12 protein-coding genes are annotated in these 17,019 nt (G+C 66.5%); 5 read left to right on the forward strand and 7 right to left on the reverse strand.

Annotation, left to right across the window (positions count from 1 at the left end):
- Positions 1–221: 221 nt before the first annotated feature.
- A complete protein-coding gene (fadD11, locus tag BST12_RS06320; protein ID WP_083112375.1) occupies positions 222–2,021 on the forward strand; it encodes a fatty acid--CoA ligase FadD11 in 1,800 nt (599 codons plus the stop codon).
- Between the two features lie 13 nt (positions 2,022–2,034).
- Positions 2,035–3,936 carry a lysophospholipid acyltransferase gene (locus BST12_RS06325; protein ID WP_083112161.1) on the forward strand — a complete coding sequence of 634 codons (1,902 nt, stop codon included), beginning with the start codon at positions 2,035–2,037 and terminating at the stop codon, positions 3,934–3,936.
- Here BST12_RS06325 and BST12_RS06330 read toward each other — a convergent pair.
- The gene (locus tag BST12_RS06330; protein ID WP_083112162.1) at positions 3,908–4,117 is read right to left on the reverse strand and encodes a hypothetical protein; all 210 of its coding nucleotides are present in this window, start codon (positions 4,115–4,117) and stop codon (positions 3,908–3,910) included. The two genes, BST12_RS06325 and BST12_RS06330, sit on opposite strands and share 29 nt — an antisense overlap.
- 89 nt (positions 4,118–4,206) lie before the next feature.
- Between BST12_RS06330 and BST12_RS06335 the strand changes: the two genes are divergently transcribed.
- Both BST12_RS06335 and ilvA read left to right on the forward strand, forming a co-directional pair.
- Complete coding sequence (locus tag BST12_RS06335; RefSeq protein WP_083112376.1) at positions 4,207–4,644, forward strand: nitroreductase family deazaflavin-dependent oxidoreductase; 438 nt, start codon at positions 4,207–4,209, stop codon at positions 4,642–4,644.
- A 34-nt stretch (positions 4,645–4,678) separates the two neighbouring features.
- Entirely contained in the window at positions 4,679–5,962 is a 1,284-nt protein-coding gene (gene ilvA, locus BST12_RS06340; protein WP_083112163.1) for a threonine ammonia-lyase, read from the forward strand.
- Here ilvA and BST12_RS06345 read toward each other — a convergent pair.
- The gene (locus tag BST12_RS06345; RefSeq protein ID WP_083112164.1) at positions 5,959–6,639 is read right to left on the reverse strand and encodes a pyridoxamine 5'-phosphate oxidase family protein; all 681 of its coding nucleotides are present in this window, start codon (positions 6,637–6,639) and stop codon (positions 5,959–5,961) included. The genes ilvA and BST12_RS06345 overlap by 4 nt on opposite strands.
- A gap of 40 nt (positions 6,640–6,679) precedes the next feature.
- Between BST12_RS06345 and BST12_RS06350 the strand changes: the two genes are divergently transcribed.
- Positions 6,680–8,008 (forward strand): aminotransferase class I/II-fold pyridoxal phosphate-dependent enzyme, encoded by a 1,329-nt coding sequence (locus BST12_RS06350; RefSeq protein ID WP_083112165.1) that lies wholly within the window; start codon positions 6,680–6,682, stop codon positions 8,006–8,008.
- Here the strand turns inward: BST12_RS06350 and BST12_RS06355 are convergent.
- From BST12_RS06355 to BST12_RS06375, 5 genes are read right to left on the reverse strand one after another with little or no spacing between them, the layout of a single operon-like run.
- Positions 7,986–8,606 (reverse strand): mismatch-specific DNA-glycosylase, encoded by a 621-nt coding sequence (locus tag BST12_RS06355; RefSeq protein WP_083112166.1) that lies wholly within the window; start codon positions 8,604–8,606, stop codon positions 7,986–7,988. The two genes, BST12_RS06350 and BST12_RS06355, sit on opposite strands and share 23 nt — an antisense overlap.
- A 17-nt stretch (positions 8,607–8,623) precedes the next feature.
- A complete protein-coding gene (gene treZ, locus BST12_RS06360) occupies positions 8,624–10,354 on the reverse strand; it encodes a malto-oligosyltrehalose trehalohydrolase (protein WP_083112167.1) in 1,731 nt (576 codons plus the stop codon).
- The gene (gene treY / locus BST12_RS06365) at positions 10,347–12,641 is read right to left on the reverse strand and encodes a malto-oligosyltrehalose synthase (protein WP_083112168.1); all 2,295 of its coding nucleotides are present in this window, start codon (positions 12,639–12,641) and stop codon (positions 10,347–10,349) included. The genes treZ and treY overlap by 8 nt, the downstream gene beginning before the upstream one ends.
- A 3-nt stretch (positions 12,642–12,644) precedes the next feature.
- Positions 12,645–14,825, reverse strand: coding sequence for a glycogen debranching protein GlgX (gene glgX / locus BST12_RS06370; protein ID WP_083112377.1), 2,181 nt, complete (start codon positions 14,823–14,825; stop codon positions 12,645–12,647).
- A gap of 35 nt (positions 14,826–14,860) precedes the next feature.
- Positions 14,861–17,011, reverse strand: coding sequence for an acyltransferase family protein (locus BST12_RS06375; protein ID WP_083112169.1), 2,151 nt, complete (start codon positions 17,009–17,011; stop codon positions 14,861–14,863).
- Between the last annotated feature and the right edge of the window lie 8 nt (positions 17,012–17,019).

The following is a 17,019-nucleotide window of genomic DNA, read 5'->3' on the forward strand; positions in this document are numbered from 1 at the left end:
CAGGGCTGATATCGCCCAAGCCCCGTCCTGGGCGCGGACGCCCAAGGCCTCGAACGGCGCAAAGTCGTTGGCAGTAAATGTAATTCAGCCGCGGGCGGGCTACGGCCCGGCTGCGGCCGGTGCCCGGATCGCCGCCCCGGCGTAGGAGAGGGTATTCCGTGCCCTTTGACCTCGGACGTACGCTCACCGGTGTGAAGCGAACGACGGAGCGTCCGGCGACCATGTGCGAGGCATTTCAACGCAATGCGGTCATCGACCCGGAGGCCGTGGCAATGCGCACACCGGGCGATACCCAGACGCTGACCTGGCGCGAGTACGCCACGCAGGTGCGCCAGGTGGCAGCTGGCCTCGCCGGTTTGGGCGTGCGCCGCGGCGACACAGTTTCGCTGATGATGGCGAACCGCATTGAGTTCTATCCGCTGGAGGTGGGTGCCCAACATGTTGGCGCCACATCGTTTTCGGTGTACAACACCCTTCCCGCCGAACAGCTGACGTACCTGTTCGACAACGCCGGCACCAAGGTCGCGATCTGCGAGGAGCAGTACGTCGACCGGATCAGGGCCAGCGGCGCACCCCTTGAGCACATCGTCTGCATCGACGGGTCGCCGGCCGGAACGCTTTCGGTGGACGACCTCTATGCGGCGGCCAAGCCGGACTTCGACTTCGAGTCCACTTGGCGGGCCGTGCAACCCGGGGATGTCATCACGCTGATCTATACCTCCGGCACCACGGGAAACCCCAAGGGCGTCGAGATGACGCACACCAATCTGCTGTTCGAGGGATACGGATTGGCAGACGTGCTGGGCGTCGAATTCGGTGACCGGGTCACCTCCTTCCTGCCCACCGCGCACATCGCCGACCGGATGATGGGCCTGTACCTGCAGGAGATGTTCGGCACCCAGGTCACGGTGGTCGGCGACGGGCGCAAGATCGCGGCCGCGCTGTCCGACGTCCGCCCCACCGTGTGGGGCGCCGTGCCACGGGTATGGGAAAAGCTCAAGGCCGGAATCGAATTCATGGTCGGCCACGAAACCGATGAGACGAAGCAGGCGGCGCTGCAGTGGGCGATGACGGTTGCCTCGCGACGCGCCGCGGCGCTGCTTGCCGATCAGCCGCTGCCGGATGAGGCCGCGGCCGAATGGGCCAAAGCGGACGAGCTGGTGCTGTCCAGGCTGCGCGAGCGGCTCGGTTTCGGCGAGTTGCGCTGGGCGGTCTCGGGTGCGGCGCCGATCCCCAGGGAGACGCTTGCGTTTTTCGCCGGCATCGGTATACCGATCGCCGAAATCTGGGGCATGTCCGAACTCAGCTGCGCAGCCAGCGTCAGTCATCCTCGCGACGCACGCCTGGGTAGCGTCGGCAAGCTGCTGCCCGGCTTGGAGGGCAAGATCGCCGACGACGGAGAGTATCTAATCCGCGGTCCTTTGGTGATGAAGGGCTACCGCAGCGAGCCGGAGAAGACCGCCGAGGCGATCGACGCCGACGGCTGGCTGCACACCGGAGACATCATTGAGGTCGACTCCGATGGGTACTTACGGGTGGTGGACCGCAAGAAGGAGTTGATCATCAACGCGGCCGGAAAGAACATGTCGCCGGCCAATATCGAGAACACCATCCTGGCCGCATGCCCGATGGTGGGCGTGATGATGGCGATCGGCGACGGAAAGCCTTACAACACAGCGCTTTTGGTGTTCGACGCCGATTCGGTCGGCCCGTATGCGGCGCAGCACGGACTGTCCGACGCGTCGCCGGCGGCCCTGGCCGCGGACCCCGAGGTGATCGCGCGCATCGCCGCCGGGGTGGCCGAGGGCAACGCGAAACTCTCGCGGGTCGAGCAGATCAAGCGCTTTCGCGTCCTGCCCAGCTTGTGGGAGCCGGGTGGTGACGAGATCACGCTGACGATGAAGCTCAAGCGCCGGCCGATTCTCGTCAAATACTCTGCGGAGATCGACGAACTGTACGCAACTGAGCCGGGGCCGGGAGTCCACGAGCCGGCCTCGGCGTCAACGGTCCAACCGGCGTGATGGGGGAGAAGCGGTGACTGCACGGGAGGTCGGGCGGGTCGGGCTGCGAAAGTTGTTGCAGCGCAGCGGCATTGTCGAGGAGTCCACGACACCGCTGTCGACGGACCCGGCCGAGGTTGGCCAGCTGCTGGACGCTCAATGGTTCGGCGAGCGGCTGGACGCGCTGGCCGACGAGCTGGGCCGCGACCCCGAAAGTGTGCGGGTGGAGGCGGCCGGCTACCTGCGCGAGGTGGCCGCGTCGATGGACGAGCGCGCGGTGCAGGCCTGGCGCGGCTTCAGCCGGTGGCTGATGCGGGCCTACGACGTGCTGGTCGATGAGGACCAGATCGCGGCGCTGCGCGCCCTGGATCGCAAGGCGACGCTGGCGTTTGCGTTTTCACATCGCTCCTATCTCGATGGTTTACTGCTGCCCGAGGTCATCGTGGCCAACCGCCTGTCGGCGGCACTGACCTTCGGCGGGGCGAACCTCAACTTCTTCCCGATGGGTGGCTTCGCCAAGCGCACCGGGACGATCTTCATCCGACGGCAGACCAAGGACATCCCGGTCTACCGGTTCGTGCTGCGCGCATACACCGCGCAGCTGGTGCAGAACCACGTCAACCTGACCTGGTCGATCGAAGGCGGGCGGACCAGGACCGGCAAGCTGCGGCCTCCGGTATTCGGCATCCTGCGTTACCTCACCGACGCCGTCGACGAAATCGACGGTCCCGAAGTGTATTTGGTGCCCACCTCCATCGTGTACGACCAGTTGCACGAGGTGGAGGCCATGACCAGCGAGGCCTACGGCGCGGTGAAGCGGCCCGAAGACCTGCGGTTCCTGATCCGGCTGTCGAGGCAGCAAGGTGAGCGGCTGGGCCGGGCCTATCTCGATTTCGGCGACCCGCTGCCGCTGCGGAAACGGCTCGATGAACTGCGCGCCGACCCGTCGGGCACCGAGACCGTCGTCGAACGCATCGCACTGGACGTCGAGCACCGGATCAACCGCGCCACGCCGGTCACCCCGACGGCGGTGGTGAGCCTGGCGCTGCTGGGTGCCGACCGCTCGTTGTCCATCAGCGAGGTGCTTGCCACGGTGCGTCCGCTGGCCAGCTACATCGCGGCGCGTAACTGGACGGTCGCCGGCGCCGCGGACCTGACCAACCGCTCGACGATCCGCTGGACCCTGCATCAGATGGTCGCGTCGGGCGTGGCCAGCGTCTACGACGCCGGCACCGAGGCGGTCTGGGGGATCGGGGCGGACCGGAATCTGGTCGCGGCGTTCTACCGCAATACCGCGATCCACATCCTGGTTGACCGCGCCATTGCCGAGACCGCGCTGCTGGCGGCCACCGAGGACGCCGCGGCAGCGCAGGACGGCACCGTGGCCCCGGCTACCGTGCGTGACGAGGCGCTGAGCTTGCGCGAGTTGCTGAAATTCGAATTCCTGTTCTCCGGCCGCGCCCAGTTCGAAAAGGAGCTCGCCGACGAGGTGCGGTTGATCGGGCCGGTGGCCGACACCAGCAAGGCGGCCAATGCAAGCGATGTGCGACGGCTGTTGGAATCGGCCGATCTGCTGTTGGCTCACTTGGTGTTGCGCCCGTTCCTCGACGCCTACCACATCGTCGCCGACCGGTTGGCCGCGCTCGAGGACGAAGAACTCGACGAGGACGCGTTCCTGGGCGAATGTCTAGAGGTGGGCAAGCAGTGGGAGCTGCAGCGCCGGATCGCCAATGCCGAGTCGAGGTCGATGGAGCTGTTCAAGACGGCGCTGCGGCTGGCGCGGCACCGCGAACTGGTTGGCGGCGGCGATCATGAGCACATTGCCAAGCGCCGGCGCGAATTCGCCGACGAGATTGCCACCGCAATAAGGCGGGTCAACGTGATTGCCGAATTGGCGAGAACGAGCGTCAGCCGCGCCGGTAGTCAACCGCTCTGACCGCTACCGCCACCACGATGGCAACCGCGGTGCCACCCAGCACCGCAGGTGCGGCACTCGTCGTCAGCGCTCCGACCAGCAGTAGCGCGATAAACCCCGCGACTATCGCGTACAGCTTGTGCCGTGGCCAGGGGACACCCGCGATCAGCACTTCAGAACTTTTCAGGGCCGGCCCGGTCATGAATTGAGAGTACCCGCCAGTCTTATTTTCGGGCACTCGAAACATTGGATGTGGCCGAGCTCATAAGGGGCGGGCATAGAGTGGTGGGCATGCCGCTTTCCGGTGAATACGCCCCGAGCCCCTGGGATTGGTCCCGCGAGCAAGCCGAGAAGTTCGCCGAATCCGGTGGCTCCGAAGCTGCCGATATGAAGGGCAAGCCGATCATCTTGCTGACCACGCTCGGAGCCAAGACGGGCAAACTCCGCAAGACCCCGCTCATGCGGGTCGAGCACGCGGGCGAGTACGCGATCGTGGCCTCGCTGGGCGGCGCCCCGAAGAACCCGGTTTGGTACCACAACGTGGTGAAGAATCCGCGAGTCGAGCTGCAGGACGGCGCCGTCACCCGCGATTATGACGCCCGGGAAGTGTTCGGCGACGAGAAGGCAGCCTGGTGGGAACGGGCCGTCGAGGCCTGGCCGGACTACGCCGAGTACCAGAAGAAGACCGAGCGTCAGATTCCGGTGTTCGTGCTGACCCCGGTGAGCTGATATCGCCTTGTGCCTGGCATGGCACCATTGACCGGTGTCCGCTGAACTGAGCAGGAGCCTGCACCCGTCACCGCTGTCTGCGGCTGACATCGACGGCGCGGCGAAGCGGATTGCTCCGGTCATTACGCCCACTCCGTTACAGCTCAGCGATCGGCTGTCGGAGATCACCGGTGCGACCGTCTACCTCAAACGCGAAGACCTGCAGGTGGTGCGCTCCTACAAGCTGCGCGGCGCCTACAACCTGTTGGTGCAGCTGTCCGATGAGGAACTTGCCACCGGCGTGGTGTGTTCGTCTGCAGGCAACCACGCTCAGGGCTTCGCATACGCGTGCCGGTCACTGGGTGTGCACGGCCGTGTCTATGTGCCGGCCAAGACGCCCAAGCAGAAGCGGGACCGGATCCGCTACCACGGCGGGAAGTTCATCGAGCTGATCGTCGGGGGATCGACGTACGATCTGGCCGCCGCGGCCGCCCTCGATGACGTCGCACGCACCGGTGCCACGCTGGTACCGCCGTACGACGACGTGCGCACCATGGCCGGGCAGGGCACCATCGCCGTGGAGATACTCGAGGCGCTCGACGAGGAGCCCGACCTGGTGGTGGTACCGGTGGGCGGGGGCGGCTGCATTGCGGGCATCACCACTTATCTGGCCGAGCGGACCAGCAACACGGCCGTGCTGGGCATCGAGCCCGCCGGGGCCGCCGCGATGATGGCAGCCCTGGCCGCGGGCGAGCCGGTGACGCTGGACCATGTCGATCAGTTCGTCGACGGCGCCGCGGTAAACCGCGCGGGCGCCAAGACGTACGCCGCGCTGGCGGCCGCCGGCGACATGGTCTCGATAACCACGGTCGACGAGGGTGCGGTCTGCACCGCGATGCTTGACCTGTACCAGAACGAGGGCATCATCGCCGAACCGGCCGGTGCGCTGTCCGTTGCCGGCCTGCTGGAGGCCGACATCGAGCCCGGCTCCACGGTCGTGTGCCTGATTTCGGGCGGCAACAACGACGTTTCCCGGTACGGGGAGGTGCTGGAGCGTTCGCTGGTGCACCTGGGCCTCAAGCACTACTTCCTGGTGGACTTTCCGCAGGAGCCCGGGGCGCTGCGCAGGTTTCTCGACGACGTGCTCGGCCCCAGCGACGACGTCACGTTGTTCGAATACGTCAAGCGCAACAACCGGGAGACCGGGGAGGCGCTGGTCGGCATTCAGCTGGGGTCGGCCGCGGACCTGGACGGGCTGCTGGCCCGGATGCGGGCGACGGAAATCCACTTCGAAAGCCTGCGCCCCGGCTCACCCGCTTACCGCTACCTGCTGCTCTAGCTATTGCCCCCTCTTGCCCGCGAAGGTGCCTGGTTGTACGGGTTTTGCGGCGTGTCTGCGTGCAGACACGCACGCCCGGCGGGTTGGGGGGTTCCCGCGACCAGGTGCAGCGGTATTACGCCCGCCCAGTATGGCAGTGCGTGGTCTTGCGGATCGTCCACCGCTCCGCCGTCGCGCACCTTGGCCGAGACTTCGACCAGATCGAGCGCGAGCACCGCGGTCGCGGCCAGCTCGCGCGCGTTCGGGGGCCGGCAGTCGGCCGCGCGACCGGGCCGGATGTGGTCGAGCAGGGCAGCCAGGGCCCGTCGCTTCTCGGTCTGGTCTTCCACCAGTCGTGCGGTACCCAGCACCACTACCGAGCGGTAGTTCAGCGAGTGATGCATCGCCGAACGGGCCAGCACCAGCCCGTCGACGAGCGTCGCGGTGACGCATACCGGCAGGCCGGCTCGCTTCGCGGCGAGCATGGGCGCGCTGCCGGTAGAACCGTGTAGGTACAGGGTTTCGCCGACACGGCAGTGCGTGGTGGGCAGCACCACCGGCCGGTCGTCGCTGACATAGCCGAGGTGGCACACCAGCGCCTCGTCCAGGATGCCGTGGACGGTCACGCGGTCGTAGTGCGCGCGTTCGCGATAACGGGTGGGCGTTGTTCGCTGCGTGGGGTGGTAAGCGGTTTCCATCGGATTGCCCTTAATTTTGTACTAGTACATAATAGACTATGTGCCAGTACATTACAGGATCGAGGGGACGGGTGCCGAGTCGATAGCCGCCAACGTGGAGTCGGCCATCTCGCACGGCGAGCTGTCGCCAGGCGACGCTTTGCCGCCCATCCGCGAGGTCGCCGCCGAGCTCGGCGTCAACCCCAACACCGTCGCCGCGGCCTACCGACTGCTGCGCGACCGTGGGGCGGTCGAAACCGCGGGGCGGCGCGGAACGCGGGTGCGGAGCCGGCCCGCCACCACGCCCCGGTCCTTGCTAGGTCTTGCCGTCCCCGCGGGTGCGCGCGACTTGTCGACGGGGAATCCCGACCCCGCGCTGTTGCCGATCGCCGACGCACACTGGCCGGGACCGGCGGGGCGGCGGCCGCTGCTATACGGGCAGTCGGCGATGTCGGCCGAGTTGGCCGACATCGCCCGCGCCGCTCTGCAGGCAGACCGGGTGCCCGCCAAGCACCTCGCGGTGACCAGCGGCGCGCTGGACGGCATCGAGCGGGTGCTCAGCGCGTACCTGCGCCCGGGCGACCGGGTTGCCGTCGAGGACCCGGGCTGGGCCAATCTGCTGGATCTCATTGCCGCACTGGGGCTTTCGGCCGAACCGGTGGGAGTCGACGACGAGGGCCCAGTGATTCTGGACATGGCCCGGGCGTTGCGCCGAGGTGTGCAAGCGGTGCTGGTGACAAGCCGTGCGCAGAACCCGACCGGGGCGGCATTGTCCGCGGATCGGGCCGGCGCGCTGCGCAGCCTGCTGGCCGGCCGCGCTGACGACGTGCTGGTTGTCGAGGACGATCACTGCGCGGGGATCGCCGGCGCCGCACTGCATACCCTGGCCGGGTCGACGCGCCGCTGGGCTTTTGTCCGGTCTGCGTCCAAGGCTTGTGGGCCCGACCTGCGCCTGGCCGTGCTGGCCGGAGACCGGCGCACGGTCGAGCGAGTGCATGGGCGGCTGCGGCTCGGGCCGGGATGGGTGAGTCACCTGCTGCAGGAACTCGCGGTGAGCCTCTGGTCGGACGACGCGGCGACGGAACGCGTCAACGACGCCGAGCAGCGCTACACCGACAACCGCGTGCGGGTGTGCGCCGCCCTCGCCGAGCGCGACGTCACCGCTTTCGGCCGGTCCGGGCTCAACGTGTGGATTCCGGTTCCCGACGAGGCGGTCGCCATCAGCCGGCTGCTCAATGCCGGCTGGGGGGCTGCGCCCGGGACGCGGTTCCGCATCCGCAGCGCTCCCGGAATGCGCATCACCATCGCCGATCTGACTGCCGGTGAGATCGAGCCGCTCGCCGACGCGATAGCCGAGGCGGTGCTGGTTACCGGTCGCCGCAGCGTGTAGCCGGGGTGAGGCGAATGCCGGCCGCTTGAGCGGCCTCGGCGTAGGCGTCCGCGAGGCGGGGCAATGTCGCGTGGGCGTTGCGGCCGCTCGGGTTGGGCAGCACCCACAGCTCGGTTCCGGGATAGCCGGGATAGCCGGGATATGGGGAAAGCTGCTTGCCCAGCTTGGCCTGGCGGTCGCCGAAGGCCGCCCGGTATGCGGTGATTCCGAGAACGGCGACCACCCGTGGTGAGAGGTCTTGAACCATCCGGTCCAGTTTCTGTCTACCCGTGATCAGTTCGCCGGCGGTCAGTTCGTCGGCGCCCGCGGTCGCCCGCTCCACCAGGTTGGTGATGCCGATCCCGCGGCTCAACACGTAGTCCCGGTCAGCGGCGGCAAACCCAGACGAGGCGTCGATCAGGTACTCGGTGATGCCGGCACGATAGAGCGCCGGCCAGAAGCGATTGCCACGCGGGGCGAAATGGGCCTGCACCGCAGCGGTTCTCAATCCTGGGTTGATGCCGACGAACAGTAGCCGGACCTGATCGGAGATCAGGTCCGGCAGCGTCTTGCCGCTGAACTGCTTGAGTTCGTCGCGGGTGAACCGGACGCCATCCATGGTTCAGCCTAAACGTGTCAGGCGCGCAATATCGCGAACGAGTGCCCAGGCAGCTCGGTCGTCTCGGCGCCGACCTTGGGTGAATCCCAGGCCAGCACCAACTCTCCGGTGACCGGCACGCTGGCCGCCCCGGTGCCGAGGTTGCAGGCGATCGCAATTCGATTGCGGCGCAGCACGATCCAGCGTTCGTCTTCGTCGTAGTCGACGACGAGGTGGTCCAGCCAGGGGTCGGCCAGCTCGGCTTCGCTATGCCGCAGCGCGATCAGGTCGCGATACAGCTGCAGCAGCCGGGCATGATCGCCGGACTCCGGCTCAGCCCAGTTCAGCTTTGAGCGCTGAAATGTCTGCGGGTCCTGTGGGTCGGGGAGGTCTCCCTTTTTTGAGGCGTCCCAGCCGTGTTCGGCGAATTCGGCCTTTCGTCCCTCGGCGGTGGCCCGGGCCAGCTCCGGTTCGGGATGCGAGCTGAAGAACTGGAACGGCGTTTTCGCTCCCCACTCTTCGCCCATGAAAAGCATTGCAGTGTAGGGCGATCCGAGTACCAGTGCCGCTTTGACGGCAAGCTGGCCGGCGGTGAGGTTTTGCGACGGCCGGTCGCCGAGCGCGCGATTGCCGACCTGGTCGTGGGTGCAGGTGTAGGCGAGCAATCTAGTGGCCGGGATGCGGGCGGTGTCCAGCGGGCGCCCGTGGCGCCGGCACCGGAACGACGAATACGTGCCGGCGTGGAAGAAGCCGTGGCGCAGTGTGTGCGCAAGTGTGGCCAGCGATCCGAAGTCGCTGTAGTAACCTTGCCGCTCCCCGGAGACGGCGGTGTGGATGGCATGGTGGATGTCGTCGTCCCACTGCGCGGTGATTCCGTAACCGGCCTCCTCGCGCGGGGTGATCAGCCGCGGGTCATTGAGATCGCTTTCGGCGATCAGCGATAGCGGACGGCCTAATTGTGTTGCTAGCCAATCGGTTTCGGTGGACAACTCTTCGAGAATGTGCACCGCGGTGACATCCACCAGCGCGTGCACGGCATCTAAGCGCAGGCCGTCGGCGTGGAAGTCCCGCATCCAGCGCAGCGCGCAGCCGATGATGTAGCGGCGCACCTCGTCGGAGTCGGCGTCGGCGATATTGATGCCCTCGCCCCACGGGTTGCTGGCCGACGACAGGTAGGGCCCGAACCGCGGCAGATAGTTTCCCGACGGGCCGAGGTGGTTGAAGACCGCGTCGATCAGCACACCCAAACCACGCGCGTGGCAAGCGTCGACGAATCGGACCAGCCCGTCGGGGCCGCCGTAGGGTTCGTGCACGCTATACCACAGCACGCCGTCGTATCCCCAGCCGTGCGTGCCGGCAAACGAGTTGACCGGCATCAGCTCGACGAAGTCGATCCCCAGATCGACCAGATAGTCCAGCTTTTCGATGGCCGAGTCGAAAGTGCCGCCGGCGGTGAAGGTGCCGATATGCAGTTCGTAGATCAGCGCGCCCGCCGCGGTCTTGCCGGGCCAGTCGTCATCGGTCCAAGCGGCTCGTGCGGCATCCCAGAGCTGAGATCGTTCATGTACACCGTCGGGCTGGCGCGCCGATCGCGGGTCGGGCAGCACGGTGGGGTCGTCGTCGAGCAGGTATCCGTACCGGGCGTCGGGTGGCGCCTCGACCGTCGCGTGCCACCAGCCGCCGTCGGTGCGGGTCATCGGGTGCACCGAGCCGTCGACGTCGAGGCGTACCAGCTCGGGTTTGGGCGCCCAGACCCGGAATTCAGCCACGATCGCGCTCGAGCAGTACGACGGGCAGATCGGCGAACAATTCGGCAGCTGAGGTCGGTCCGCTGGCCACGGCGCCCGTCAGCCGGTCGGTCCAGGAGCCTTCTGGCAGCGGCACAACGGTGTTGCCCCAACCGGTTTCGTGTAGCCGCACCGTCCAGCGGGTCACCGCGACCAAGATGTCCTCGCCGCGACGAAATGCCACCACATGGTCGCTTGCCTGCCCATCGGCAAGAACCGGCAGATAGCCGCCGCTGAAGGCTTCCGGACGGGCGCGGCGCAACCGAAGCGCTGTGGTCACGACCCGAATCTTGGGATGCTGCAACTCTTTGAGAGCCGCCCGGCGAATGGCGTAGTCGACCGCACGCCGGTTGTCGGGGTCGACGAGGCTGTCGTCCCAGAGCTCGGTGCCCTGGTAGACGTCGGGTATGCCGGGCGCGGTCAGCGCCAGCAGCTTTTGGCCCAGCGCGTCGCTGGCGGCATGCGGGTTGAGCTGGGCGACGAGTTTGGTGAGTTCGTCGGCCACCGGCCCGTCGAGCACGGTATCGAGCCAACGATGCACCGCGTCTTCGAATTCGGCGTTCGGGTCGTTCCAGGAGGTGTGCCAAGCCGCCTCCCGAATGGCCTTTTCGGCGTAGCCGTGCAGTCGCTCGCGCAGCTGAAGGCTGACCTCGCCGCTGACCGGCCACACTCCGAAGATGTTCTGCCACAAGAACTGTCCGGTCGCGGCATCCGGGGAGGGGGCGTGTATCTCCCAGCGCGCGACGAATTCCGTCCACAGCGAGGGCACCTGTGACAGCACGCCGATTCGGGCGCGCACGTCCTCACCGCGTTTGGTGTCATGAGTGGTCAGCGTCGTCATGGTGTGCGGCCACATCCGGGCGCGGGTGGCCGCACTGTGGTGAAACTCCGCGGCGCCGACGCCGAATCGGTGGGGTTCGCCGCCCACCTCGTTGAGCGACACCAGCCGGGCGTCGCGGTAGAACAGGCAGTCCTCGACCGCCTTGGCGGTCACCGCGCCGCACAGCTGTTGCAACCGGCTGGCCGGCTCGCCGCCGCGGGCCAACGCGGCGGCCAGTATCTGCAGCGCGGGGCCGTATTGCGGCGCGGCGGCTTGGGTTGCGGCCAATGCGGTGGGCAGGGTCGCGGCCAGGCCGGGATAGTCGCAGCGGTACACGTCGATATGGGTGAGCAGGGCGGCCACCGCCTCGGGCAGCAGCGGGTCGTCAGCGCCCGCGGCCGCCGCGATGCACCGTCGCAGCCTGGCCATTTCACTGCTCAGCGTGTCGGTAGCCGCGCGGATCTTCAGCTCGGCCAACAACGCGGGCATGGCGCCGTAGTCGACGCCGGCCGATGCCACCAACTCCGTCAGCGCCGCTGCACCCGTCGGATCGATGAACACGCCACCGGTTTCGCGCAGCGCGTCGTAGCCAGTGGTGCCGGCCACCGGCAGGGTCGGTTCCAGCGCCTCGTCGACACCCAGGATCTTCTCGATCACGATCCAGGCATCCGGGCCCACCAGCTCGCGCAGCCACGCCAGATACGTGCCGGGATCGGACAATCCGTCGGGATGGTCGATGCGCACGCCGTCGACCAGGCCTGCGGCGAACCAGCGGGCGACTTCGGCGTGACCGGCGTCGAACACCGCGCGATCTTCCTGGCGCAGTCCGGCCAGCGAGGTGATCGAGAAGAAGCGGCGATAGCCCACCACGCCGCTGCGCCAGCCCACCAGTTTGTAGTGCTGACGGTCGTGCACTTCGGTGCCGGTGCCGGCGCCGGTGCCCGGCGCAATCGGGAACGCCAGGTCGCCCAGGCGCAGCAGTTCACCGTCGACCGTCAGGCCGGCAACGTCCTCGTCGGAACCCAACACCGGCAAGACAATTCGGCCGTCGGCCAGATTCCAGTCGATATCGAAGAACGTCGCGTAGGGCGAGGAACGCCCGTGCCGCAACACATCCCACCACCACGGGTTCTGCGTTGGCTGGTCGATCCCGACGTGGTTGGGCACGATGTCGACTATCAGCCCCATCCCGCGTGCCCGCGCGGCCGCGGATAGCCTCGCCAGGCCTTCGGGACCACCGAGTTCCGCTGACACCGTCGTGGGGTCGGTGACGTCGTAACCGTGCGTCGATCCTGTTGCCGCGGTCAGGATCGGCGACAGGTACAGGTGCGACACCCCGAGCTCGTCAAGGTAGTCCAGCAGGTTCTCGGCGTCGGCGAAGGTGAAGCCGCATCCGCTCGACGCGCCGCGCAGCTGCAACCGGTAGGTCGACAGAACCGGAAAAGCCATGTGTCACAGCGTCTTACGCAGGATAAGCACCGATCGCGCCGGCAGTGCAATCTCCTCGCCATCCTTGACGACCCGTTCTGCGACACCGGTGGGGACGGTGGTGTCGAGCTCGACGGTCCATTCCTGGGCATAGTCGTCGTGGGGCATGACGAAGTTGACCTCGTGCTCATGGGCGTTGAAACACAGCAGGAACGAGTCGTCGACGATGCGTTCGCCGCGCCGGCCGGGTTCGGGCAGGGCCCGGCCGTTGAGGAACACCGCGATGCTCTTGCCGAAGTCGTTGTCCCAGTCTTGTTCCGTCATCTCCTGGCCGGCCGGCGTCAACCAGGCGATGTCGCGGACTTCGGCGCCGCTGCGGATGGGTTGGCCCTTGAGGAATCGGCGTCGCCGAAACACCGGATGTTTGCGACGCAGTCGGGTCACCTTGCGGGTGAACGCCAAATGATCGGCGTTCTTCTCGACCAGTGACCAGTCCATCCAGGACAAGGCGGAGTCCTGGCAGTAGACGTTGTTGTTGCCCTGTTGGCTGCGCCCCATCTCGTCGCCGTGCAGGAGCATCGGGGTGCCCTGGCTGACCATCAGGGTGGCCATGATGTTGCGCATCTGCTGGCAACGCAGTGCCACGATGTCCGGGTCGTCGGTGGGGCCCTCGACCCCGCAGTTCCACGACCGGTTGTGGCTCTCGCCGTCCTTGTTGTCCTCGCCGTTGGCCTCGTTGTGTTTCTCGTTGTAGGAGACGAGGTCATTGAGCGTGAAGCCGTCGTGGGCGGTGACGAAGTTGATGCTGGCGCTGGGCCGGCGCCCGGTCGCCTCGTACAGGTCTGACGACCCGGTCAGCCGGGAAGCGAACTCGCCCAGGGTTGCGGGCTCGCCCCGCCAGTAGTCGCGCACAGTGTCGCGGTATTTCCCGTTCCATTCGGTCCACAAACCTGGGAAATTGCCGACCTGGTAGCCGCCTTCGCCAATATCCCAAGGCTCGGCAATCAACTTGACCTGGCTGACAACCGGATCCTGCTGCACCAGATCGAAGAATGCCGAAAGCCGGTCGACGTCATAGAACTCGCGGGCCAGGGTGGCCGCCAGGTCGAACCGGAAGCCGTCTACGTGCATTTCCAGAACCCAGTAGCGCAGCGAGTCCATGATCAGTTGCAACGTGTGCGGGCCGCGGACGTTGAGGCTGTTACCGGTGCCGGTGAAGTCTTTGTAGTGGCGCAGGTCCCCGTCGACCAGCCGGTAGTAGGCGGCGTTGTCGATGCCGCGGAAATTGATGGTGGGTCCCAGGTGATTGCCTTCGGCGGTGTGGTTGTAGACCACGTCGAGAATGACTTCGATGCCCGCTTCGTGGAAGGCCCGCACCATCGCTTTGAACTCGGCTACGGCGGCGCCGGGCTTTGGCGTCGACGCGTACTGGTAGTGCGGGGCCAGGAAGCCGAAAGTGTTGTAGCCCCAGTAGTTTCGCAGCCCCAAGTCCAACAGCCGGTGGTCGTGCATGAACTGGTGAATCGGCATCAGCTCGATGGCGGTGACACTGAGCGACTTGAGGTGATCGATGATCACCGGGTGCGCCAGCCCCGCGTAGGTGCCGCGCAGCTCCTGCGGGATGCCGGGATGGGTCTGGGTCATGCCCTTGACATGGGCCTCGTAGATCACTGTCTCGTGATAGGGGGTGCCCGGGGCGCGGTCGGATCCCCAGTCGAAGAACGGGTTGATCACCACACTGGTCATGGTGTGGCCCAGCGAGTCGATCATCGGGGGAGTACCGGTTTGCGACGGGTCTTCGGCTGCGACGGCCATGTCGTAGGAGTACAGCGCCTGGCTGAATTCGAAGTCGCCGACGAAGGATTTTCCGTACGGGTCGAGCAACAGCTTGCTCGGATCACATCGATGACCCGCGCCCGGGTCGAAGGGTCCGTGCACCCGAAACCCGTAGCGCTGGCCCGGCGTGACGTTCGGTAGATAGCAATGCCAGATGTATCCGTCGACCTCGTCCAGATTGATTCGGGTTTCTTCACCTTCCCGGGAGATCAGACACAACTCGACCTTGTCTGCGATCTCGGAGAACAGCGAAAAGTTGGTGCCTGCACCGTCATACGTGGCGCCGAGCGGAAAGGCCGTACCTGGCCATACCATCGCCATTGCCGGCGAGGTGTCGGCAATCTCGGCTTCACTTTCGGACGACGACATCATTAGACCTTAGCTGCGCCGGCCGGCCGGCACGGTCACCACCAACCGGTGATCGCCGCGATCTGGCGACCGAGCTCAGGGGCCATCGTGCGCACGTAGGTGGGCGTCAGGTGATGGGCATCGCGGTAGATCAGGACGTTTCCTTCGACGGCTCGGCAGAAGTCTGGCCGGCAGATCGCATCGGACATGTCGATCGGCTTGAGCAGTGGGAACTGTGCGACGAAGTCGAGGGTGGTGTTGTGCTCGGACAGCAGGTCGGACCGCTTGATCCCGCATGACTCGGAATTGCCGCCCTTGGCCAGGCAATCCGCGGGGTTGAACGGCTGGCCGTTCTTGACCAGCCACGGGGTGTCGCGGATCGCGAGGATGGGAATGTTGTTTTCCGACAAGGTTTGCCAGATACCGATGTAGGTGGCGGGCATGACGTCGCCGGGCTTGATGTTCCACGGTCGGGTCGAGGTGGTGAACACGTAGTCGGGGCGGTCGGTAACCAGCTTGGCCATCGTGGTTTCCACCCATTCGCGGCACTGCGGATATGCGGCGTTGTTGCCCATGATCAGCGGGACCTGCTCGGTGGACAGCGCGCAGCCCATCTTCAGGTACGTCACCACTTTGAAGTGGTGCAGGCGGCCCAGCAGGTCCAGCGCGGTCAGCCAGTGCTCGGCGTGCGAGCCGCCGGCCAGCGCGACCGTGTGGGCGGCGTCGGGATCGCCGTAGGTGCAGTTGACCACCGCTGGGTTGACGAAATCGCTGATGCAGCCGTCCCTGGTGGAAGCGGGCAGGTCCTCCTTGACCTCCAGCACCGTGGGCCGCATCCGCAGCGTTGGCACCCGCACATGGTCGGTCAACGCGCGCGCGCCGGGATAGTCCACGGCGCTGAGCCCGCTGAGCTCTTTGCCGGAAGCGCGTTCGACGATCAGGTGCTCACGCCAGGTGAACGAGGTTGCGGTCAAGGTGACGCCCAGCAGTGCCACGGCCGATCCCAGCGCGATGGTCGGGCGGCGCAATCGCAGGTTCCAGGCAATCGGCGGGGCTGCTGCGGCGGGCGTGGCGGCTGCCGCGGGTGCCCGGTAGCGCAGCGGCTCCTCGACAAACCGATTCGTCAGGTAGGCCAATACCCCCGAAACCAGCAGTACCGCCGCGCCCTCGACGAAGTTGGCTTGCCGGTGCCCCGAGTAGTAGAGCCAGAAGATCAGCAGCGGCCAATGCCACAGGTACAGGGAGTAGGCCATGGCGCCCAGCGTCACCAGCGGGCCCGCGGCCAGCACGCGGTTGGGCAGCGGCAAGTGGGCACCCGGCTGAGCCGCCAGATTGGCCCCGACCAGGATCATCACCATCGCCGCTCCGACGGGAACCAGCGCCCAGGGACCGGGAAATTCCTTGACGCCGTTGATGAGCGCCCCGCACGACAGGACAGCGGCCAGTGCGATCGTGGCCAGCGCGGTGCGCAGCCACATCGGCCAGCGGATGTGCGCGACCAGTGCGCCCACCAGCGCTCCCAGCAGCAATTCCCACGCCCGCGCGAAGCTGTTGTAGTACGCCGACATCTGATCGCTCTGATGGACGATCACCGCGTAGACGAACGACGCCAGGGTCAACCCGCTCAGCAGCAACACGAACAGGGTCCGTAGGTGCTTGCCCAGCGAGCGCTTGAAGAGATATGCGCATCCGGCGATCAGGAACAGGAAGGCGACATAGAACTGGCCCTGCACCGACATGGACCAGATGTGTTGCAACGGGCTGACGGCCTCGCCGGCGCGCAGGTAGTCGGAAGCCGAGTTGGCCAGTTCCCAGTTCTGGTAGTAGCCGAGGCTGGCCAGACTCTGATTCGCGTAGGTCTCCCAGCGCGTCTGCGGCTGCACCAGGACGGTGAGCAACGCGCACCCGGCGAGCACGATAACGAGGGCCGGAAGCAGGCGCCGGATCAACCGAACCAGCTCGGTCACCGGCGACAACGACAGCCCGGGATTGAGCGCGATGCGCAGCATCTTGCCGCCGAAGAAGAAGCCCGACAGCGCCAGAAACACGTCGACGCCACCGGAAACCCGGCCGAACCACACGTGAAAGACGGCGACCAGCGCTATCGCGATACCGCGCAAGCCGTCCAGATCATGGCGATAGAAACCTGTCGTGCGGGTACCCATCGCGACCGGTGTCGCAGTTGGGGGCGGTGACAGGCTGATCATGATCGTCA

Source organism: Mycobacterium angelicum (assembly GCF_002086155.1).
Classification (GTDB): Bacteria; Actinomycetota; Actinomycetes; order Mycobacteriales; family Mycobacteriaceae; genus Mycobacterium; species Mycobacterium angelicum.